This window comes from Herbivorax alkaliphila (assembly GCF_030848475.1).
Classification (GTDB): Bacteria; Bacillota; Clostridia; order Acetivibrionales; family Acetivibrionaceae; genus Herbivorax.
The window spans coordinates 1-8,136 of sequence record NZ_JAVDDS010000077.1; the positions used below are offsets into that span (position 1 = coordinate 1).

Here is an 8,136-nt window from a genome sequence, read left to right on the forward strand (position 1 = left end):
ACGCTCATCTCGTATTAAAATTGAAAATAAATTTCTAAAAGAAGGTACACTTTTACCCCCTAGTTCTGCAAAAATCAATTCTGTTAAATAATTACGAGCATCATTTAGCTTGTCGAAAGTTACTATTTTTTCATTTCTTAAAATTATAGGTTTTTGAGCGTCTTTTCGTGTTCTTTTTATTGTAATATCTTCTTTACCTATTTCTAAGTCTAAAATAATTTCTTCATCTACTGGCAGTAACTCTTTTGGTATTTTATAAACTCTAGATTTTTTATCATAATTACTTAGAAAACAAAAATCTAAAATTTCAATACTCATAGACTTACCTACACCATTTGTTTTCCTACCTCTTGTAGTCGAATTGTCATATTTTTCACCTAAAATTATATTAACTCCGTCATGGAAGACTAATTCATCAAAGACATTGTTTTTTGAGTATAGTTTTTTTAATTTAATTCTGTTTATTTCTTTATACATACATTTGCCTCCTCAAACTCTATTATACCTAAAGAGTATAGAAAAGAAAGACCTAAAATAAGTTGTCTACTACTAGATATTCCATTTTTTTTAAGAATTGCGGAAACGTCATATAAGGATATCTTAGTAGTATTTAATTTTTTGATTTCCTTTAGTATAAGATAACCAATATACAGTATTGAAGAGTTTAAATTATTTTTATTTGTTACCATTATACTCATTCCTTTCATTTGGAAATACATTACACTTTATCATTTCACTAGTTAGATAAAACTTAATAGCTACTTTATCATATTTTTTCCCGTTAACACTAAGTTTATCTTCAAAATAATCAACTAATCTGTTTAATGCTTTTACAGGGTTATCGTTTGTTTCTTCTAAAATATTCATGCTAATATCTTGAAGGAATAGCATTATTACTATATCCTTTGCTTCATCAATACCAAGATTTTGTTCTACCAGCTCAATAGCATTACCGTATATCTTTAGCAAATTAGTGTATTCTGTAATAAGCCTTTCGCTAAAATTCTTAAATCTTTTATAGATTTTATATTCAGGGTCTATAGCTACTTCTAATTTCTTTTTCACTTTTTTATGATTGGATATATATTCTATTAAATCTATAATTGTATCTATTTCGTTTGATTGTGTTTTTTTAGATGTAGAGACTTTATCATATAACTCATTATTCAAAAATGTATCAATAGTTTTTATTTTATCCGTAGACAGTTCTTTTATATATTTAATCAAATCTTCTACATCTAAAATATCAGTTTTAGTGTTGAAATCAAATTTATTTTTTGTATCAAATTTTGCAGTATAACTTTTCTTTTTTGTTATTATTAGAACAATAAGTCGATTATAAGATAAATACTTGTTATTGTATATATATTCATTAATAGTATGTTTTATTTTTGTACTTGTATTATCTGACGTAACTTGAACTGATATTTTGTTTTCGTCATCTACTAAATCAATTGCAACTGCATTTTTTTCTTTTGTATTAACATTTTTTAATTTATAGTCAAATATTAAATTTAATAATTCTGTAAAAAAATCTTCTGAACTAATGTTTATATCGTAAAGATTGATACAATTTAACAGCTCAACTTCTTTACTTAACAGAGCGAGACTTCTGGATATATTTTTTAGATAGATTTCTTTACTAATCATTATATTTCGTTCTCCTTATCATTTTCTTATCTCAATGTTTATAATTATTTTACCATAATGAGAATATGCTTACTATAAAAATTTGTCTAATCTAAAACCTTTAAATCTAATAAATATCATCAGTTTTATCAAAAATTCTATGCTTACTCCAGAAGATTCCAAACTAAAATTACAAATTAGTGCTTAGAACTTGAATTTTTCAAGTAAATAAAATACAATCATATTAATTGAATATTCATGTTTTGTAAGTACTAATTGAATTTTGTCTAAATTTTGACTTATAATAACACCCTGTTTTGTATGATTTTGTCGCTAAACTAATTATACTATAAAACGTGGTACTTGTGTGGATTTTAAGTGATTTTATAATTGTTTTTTGTTCATTTATCAAAGTGAGAAACTCAGGTGTAAAGAAATAATACAGAAGATTTAAAGTATGAATATCACTTGAGATATAACAAAAGAACAGAAAATTGTAATATTATGCAAGTTTTAATGATTCTGCTTATAAAAAAATTGAATAGATCTCTTACTAATAACATTATCGGTGAAAATAATATGAATATACTGATTACTTGAGAAAGGGGATATATGGAACTAATTTATTTGTATATAAAAAAATATGACAATTTTAATAAATTAAAAAAGGCTATGTCTACAAACAACAATAATTTCGAAATTAAAAATACTGGATTTAATTTTAGTGATTCATTTGAGTGTCATTTTGATGAAAAAGATGGACTAATAATAATTAAAGAAAAATATTGTATGTGGCAGGGCTTTTATGGTAAAAATATAAAGAGTTTTAAGGTTTTAGCTGGAAGAAATGGATCAGGAAAAACAACGATTCTCGATATAATTGGGATGTTGAGAGATGAACGTTGTGATGATCACTTGATGAGAGATCAAAATGGTGCCTATTTTACAGCGGAATACTTTTTTATTTATCACATGAAAGAAAATCAATTTTTGATTGAGGTTGTTGCAAACATAAAAAAAGAAGATGAGTGTTGGATTAAGAATATTGAAATATCATCAATATTTAGAAAAGACAAGAACATGCATTATAAATTACCGATTGGCTATACTTTCGAATATGATTATGATGAAAATAGGGGGTATGCTGGTTCTGAACATTGCTTTAATGATTATGCATTTAAGGATGAACACAAAAAAAAAATTGCAGAGCATGCAAATATATATTATTTTTCGAATTATTTTAGTCACAGAAAAACAAATTCTATGCGATTTAAACCAAGAAAAGATAGAGATGACGAATATTTAATAAAAAGACAAGAATTAAGAAATGAAATTAATGAACCGAATGATTTTCTTTCCTTATATAAAATAATGTTTTCGAAAAAATATGAGATTTTCGTAAAAAAGATAATAAATACTAAGTTAATGATACAAATGACGGATTCATATTCTAATGAATTTTTATTGGATAATGTAAGGCTTAGATTTCATAGTGATGAGAATATAAAGAAAAATATTGACGAATTGGAAAATAGTATAAAAGAGATTAGAAAAAAATTATATAGAAATATTGGATTACCAGATAAGAGCAGTTTTTTTGCAACTAAAAGAAAAAAAGCAGATACTCAAAAAAAGAGAACTAAGAATAAAGAAAAATATAATCAAAAGCAGAAATATTTATTGGACTTAAGTTATAGATACATATTGTGCGCGTTGAACTCATTGGTTGAAATGACATACGAGAATAGTCCTAATGTTTTTAAAAAAGATGAAATTAATGAGTTAACTAATTCAGAAATAAAGAGCTATTTAGATTATATTAGAAAAAATGACTATGTTTTATGTAACGCTGCAATAAGTCCGTTTAAAGAAATTGCTGATTTTAAGAAAATGGTAGATGTTATTTACGGTAACTTAAATGGTGCTAAAGAAGTTAAAAAGATTTTATTTGAGCAGAAGTATGATAAGGAATTTGAAAATGATTCGTTTAAAGAGAATTTAATAAACAATATAATATTGGGACGTTATTTATTAATTAAGATTGAATCTCAGGTGAAATTAGGAGAAAGTTCAATGTACCAAACTGCATTTGAGGAAATTTTGATGCAATTGTTTAAGCTTGAAGATAGTTATTTTTATGATAATGGGGTAATTATTAATTCTGATACTCATAAAGATGATACTGAAATAATTAGTTTTTTTGAAATGGTAAGCAAATGGTATAAATATGAATCAGATCATCATAACGATATATGGAACAGATTCAAATTCGTTGTTCCATATGTTTCTGATGGTGAAAGATGCATTTTAGATATATTTTCAAAATTCATAAACATCCTTGAAAATGAAGATAGAACTTTACATATTATTTTGATGGATGAACCAGATCAAAGACTTCACCCTGAATGGTCAAGACAATTTGTTTATCTAATGCTAACAGCTATTAGAGATTTATATTTATCAAATTATGAAACTAGAAATAAAGAACTTAATGTACAATTAATAATCAGTACTCATTCACCGTTTATTCTTTCGGATATAAGAAAAGAAGATTTATTAATTCTGAATCAAGATGAAAAAAGGAAGAATGTAAAGCTGCTGACAGTGGATGACAATCCAATTAATACTTTTTCGGCAAATATTTATGATATTCTAAATAAATCTTTCTTTCTTGATGATACAATTGGTGAATTTGCAAAGGAAAAAATTGAAACTAATTGTAAAAATATTTTTAAATATAATAAGGATGAATTCCTAACAGAAGTTAAATATGAGAGTATTACTAAAGATGACTTGGAAAAATTAAAGTATTTAATTGAACAAATTAGTGAACCTATTATGCGAAAATCATTAGTAAGGGAATTGGACATACGTTATAAATGGATAGCTGAGTATGATGCAGTAATTGATGCTGATGATAATGTAGACGACATTTTTGAGCAGTTTTCAAGATTAGATAATGAAAAAAAGAAAAAATTTATTAAGAAGTTAATTATGAGAGAGGGAGGTGGAGGTTATGATTAATATAAAGTCTCATATTAGCGATTACATTATTGAAAGACATGCGAAATACATTGTGCATGAAAGCGGTATTGTGAAAAACTTAAAGATTCTAAAAGGTAATTTGGAGAAAGAATTATCGAAAGAATATTTACAGCAATTGCATAGAATACTTGATATTGAAGATGATTCAGAGTTGATTGATAATTTGACTGTATTTATTGACATGTTGATAAACGAAGTAGCAGAATTGAAAGCAATAACTGATAACATTTACTCAATAGAAAAAAAGGATATTTCAAATATTTTTATTGCTGTGCCTAGTCAATTAAATAGGAAAATTGCTGAATTTAAAGGTAAATATAAGTTGGCCATGGATGTTATAGAGCATGATGTTTCATATAATTCGAATAGCAAGACATATTCAAAACTTATTTTTGAATCGTTGGGATATAATAAATTTTCATTAAAAGGCAATGATATTATTGGCTATAGAGCATTTTTGAAACAAATAAAATCACAAACCTCCATGTTTTATAAGCAAATAAAGGCAAAAACTTCGAGATATGAAGGAGACAAAGTTTATAATGAAAATAGGCTTAGAAGAATTAAAGAACGTGTTTGTGATGAGATTGAGAAATACAGTATTACTGATGACATTAAGATGTTGAATGATTCTCTTATTTTAGAAATAGAAAAAGTAGGAGAGAACGGAATTGGAAAAACGATTCTTGAAATTTGTAAAATTATTCAAAATGCATTTGATAATTGTATTCAATCATATGAAACTACAGATTTTATAATGCATTTGGACAATATGGGTAAAACAAATATATTTCCTAAGTGGAGTGCATATCATTTAGTAATGTTAATGGGTGTAAAAAGTTGTCCATACTGTAACAGGCAATATATCACACCGGTATACAGTGAAAAAAATGGTAGTGTTAGAGCGGATTTAGATCACTTTTTTGCTAAATCTATATATCCATATTTATCAATATCACTTTATAATTTAATTCCTTGCTGTAAGTTTTGTAATTCGTCACTGAAATTAGATAGCCACTTTAGTTATGAGACACACTTACATCCATATGAATACGGATTTGAAAATTATCTAAGATTTAGATATAAGCCTAAAAAATATACATTATCCGGAAATAAAAATGATGAATTTAAAATAATACTAGAACCTGACAAAGATAATGACTTGAAGAAGATTGGATTAAGAGCAAAAAATAGTGCAGAATGTTTTAAGTTAGAATCCTTGTATAATTATCATCGTGATGAGGTGAAAAATCTAATTAAGAAGAAGTTAATATACAACAAAGAGTATTGTAGAGAATTAAAAGAACGTTTAGAAGCTATATTTAAAAAGGAAATATCAAAGCAAGAGTTATTAGAGTTTGTTGTTGATAATGTAACAAATACTGATAGGCTACATGAACGTACACTTAGTAAGCTATATAAAGATATCGTTGAGCAATTAGAGTTTTTTAAAGATGTAAAGACAGATGAATATTTATCTGATTCTGATTATAAAGAACTCCAAAGATTAATAAGATAAACAGGTATTCTATAATCTATATCACAACTGTATGATGAAATTTGGCAGTGTATTAACTATATGATTGATGAAAATTTTGATAAAAGACCGTTATCTAAGCTTACAAAAGATATTTGTGAAAGTTTAGGTATTGAGTTTTAGTAAGGATAGTATAAAAATACTTCAGTAGATTGAATTTAAATAAAAAAGCAGTACATGCAAAGCATGCTTTACACACTACAGGTTTAAAGATATATAGAAAGCCTGTTAGTTCCTAAAAAATAAACAATATGTTTTTGTTCAATAAAAAAATCCTATTAAAACACAAGACTTTTTTGCATTAAAATTAAATTCTCAAGATCTTAACGTATAAATTCGAAGAAAAATTACAAAAATATATAATAAGAATTGCTTTTTTGAGGTAGTTATTATAAAATAGCAATAGAAGGATTATTTCGGGAAGGAAATGATAATTATGCTTATAGGTTTTTCATGTAAAAATTATGCTTCTTATTATGATCAAGCAACACTAAGTATTATATCGTCAACAAAAGATGAATTTAAAGACCTTAATACGTTTGATACCTCTTTTGATAGGTTACTTAAGAGTGTTTTAATTTATGGTGCTAATGGTAGTGGTAAATCTAATATAATAAAAGCCATGAGTTTTATGAAGAATATGGTCAATATGTCTTTTACTAATGAAGATATTATAACAGAATGTGAAAAGTTTAAGTTTAACATAGAAGCTGAAAGTCAACCTTCTATGTTTGAAATTGTATTTGTAGTAGGTGATACATTATATAAATACGGATTCGAAATCATGAAAAAGGTTATACACAAAGAATGGCTGTATAAGAAGACTAATAGAATAGTACCTGTATTTATAAGGGAAAGTTCTGATTATAGTTCAATAAGTCTTAAAGGGGAACTTAAAAAGGAAGCAGAAATTATAAAGTCTCATACAAGAGAAAATGCATTGTTTATATCAACAGCAGCTATGTTTAATATTAAAATAGCTAAAGTAATTAAAGATTGGTTTGAAAATTCATTATGTATAATTTCACCTGACTATTCTAGTCCAGGGACAACGATTGAATATTTAGAAACTGGTGATGAAAGAAAAGCAGAAGTACTAAGTTTTTTGAAAAAAGCAGATTTCAATATTGAAGATTTTGATTTAGATGCGCAGGAAGAAGATCTTGATCATTTAGATAATTTAGAAATAGAATTAATTAATAGAAAATTTTTTAAATCAAAAATACCCAAGGAGAAGTTAAATAATATTAAGAAAAGAATAATAGATTTAAAAACAAAACATTTTATTTATAATAATAAAAAAGAAAATGTAACGGATATAAATTTACCGTTTTTAAAATATCAATCACATGGTACAATTAAATTTTTTGAATTATCAGGGCCAATATTAGAAGCATTGAAAAAAGGGAAAACACTAATAATAGATGAAATTGACTCAAGGCTACACTGTGCAATACTAAGATATATATTATCATTATTTAATTCTATAGATAAAAATCTATTTAATGCTCAGTTAATATGTTCTACACATGATGTATTACTTCTTGAGGAAAATATTAGACGTGATCAAATATGGTTTGTAGACAAGAATGAATATGGAGAAAGCGAATTATATTCACTAGATGAGTTTAAAGATATAAGGAAAAATGATCCTCTCCTTAAAAAATATCTATTAGGCGTATTTGGAGCAGTACCGTTTATAAAGGAGGGGTAAAAATTGAAGAAAAAGGGGGTCGAGAATTACAAAAGAAAAAGAGGGAATAGAACTCAAAAAAACATAATACTAGTAATTTGTTGTGGTGAAACAGAAGTTGAATATTTTAAGCAGTTTAACCTTGAATTAGGAGAAATTAGATTGATGGCAGTTAAAGAAAACCGTAGTCCAAAGAATATAGTTAACACTGCAATATCTAAAAGAACTGAAG

The 8,136-nt window shown here is 25.9% G+C and carries 6 protein-coding genes and 1 pseudogene; 4 read left to right on the plus strand and 3 right to left on the minus strand.

Going from position 1 to position 8,136, the window contains the following annotated elements; translation table 11 throughout:
• From RBH29_RS16615 to RBH29_RS16625, 3 genes are all read right to left on the minus strand, one after another.
• Positions 1 to 477, minus strand: a 477-nt coding sequence (locus RBH29_RS16615) for a hypothetical protein (protein WP_459076799.1), incomplete at its 3' end; no start/stop codon positions are given.
• Positions 462 to 719, minus strand: a complete 258-nt coding sequence (locus RBH29_RS16620) for an ABC-three component system middle component 6 (RefSeq protein ID WP_306698122.1) — start codon at positions 717 to 719, stop codon at positions 462 to 464. The genes RBH29_RS16620 and RBH29_RS16615, both read right to left, overlap by 16 nt.
• Positions 676 to 1,650 carry an SMEK domain-containing protein gene (locus RBH29_RS16625; protein WP_306698123.1) on the minus strand — a complete coding sequence of 325 codons (975 nt, stop codon included), beginning with the start codon at positions 1,648 to 1,650 and terminating at the stop codon, positions 676 to 678. The genes RBH29_RS16620 and RBH29_RS16625 overlap by 44 nt, the downstream gene beginning before the upstream one ends.
• 591 nt (positions 1,651 to 2,241) lie before the next feature.
• Between RBH29_RS16625 and RBH29_RS16630 the strand changes: the two genes are divergently transcribed.
• From RBH29_RS16630 to RBH29_RS16645, 4 genes and pseudogenes are all read left to right on the plus strand, one after another.
• Positions 2,242 to 4,653 carry an AAA family ATPase gene (locus RBH29_RS16630; protein ID WP_306698124.1) on the plus strand — a complete coding sequence of 804 codons (2,412 nt, stop codon included), beginning with the start codon at positions 2,242 to 2,244 and terminating at the stop codon, positions 4,651 to 4,653.
• The gene (locus tag RBH29_RS16635; RefSeq protein WP_306698125.1) at positions 4,646 to 6,193 is read left to right on the plus strand and encodes a hypothetical protein; all 1,548 of its coding nucleotides are present in this window, start codon (positions 4,646 to 4,648) and stop codon (positions 6,191 to 6,193) included. Before RBH29_RS16630 ends, RBH29_RS16635 begins: the two co-directional genes overlap by 8 nt.
• 445 nt (positions 6,194 to 6,638) lie before the next feature.
• A complete protein-coding gene (locus tag RBH29_RS16640; protein ID WP_306698126.1) occupies positions 6,639 to 7,925 on the plus strand; it encodes an AAA family ATPase in 1,287 nt (428 codons plus the stop codon).
• Between the two features lie 3 nt (positions 7,926 to 7,928).
• Positions 7,929 to 8,136 (plus strand): annotated as a pseudogene (locus tag RBH29_RS16645) (hypothetical protein); the annotation flags it as partial.

Excerpts from the sequence above, each read along its gene's own strand:
- RBH29_RS16630 (WP_306698124.1), top strand. The coding sequence starts at position 2,242 with ATGGAACTAATTTATTTGTATATAAAAAAATATGACAATTTTAATAAA.
- RBH29_RS16635 (WP_306698125.1), top strand. The coding sequence starts at position 4,646 with ATGATTAATATAAAGTCTCATATTAGCGATTACATTATTGAAAGACAT.
- RBH29_RS16640 (WP_306698126.1), top strand. The coding sequence starts at position 6,639 with ATGATAATTATGCTTATAGGTTTTTCATGTAAAAATTATGCTTCTTAT.
- RBH29_RS16625 (WP_306698123.1), bottom strand. The coding sequence starts at position 1,650 with ATGATTAGTAAAGAAATCTATCTAAAAAATATATCCAGAAGTCTCGCT.
- RBH29_RS16620 (WP_306698122.1), bottom strand. The coding sequence starts at position 719 with ATGTATTTCCAAATGAAAGGAATGAGTATAATGGTAACAAATAAAAAT.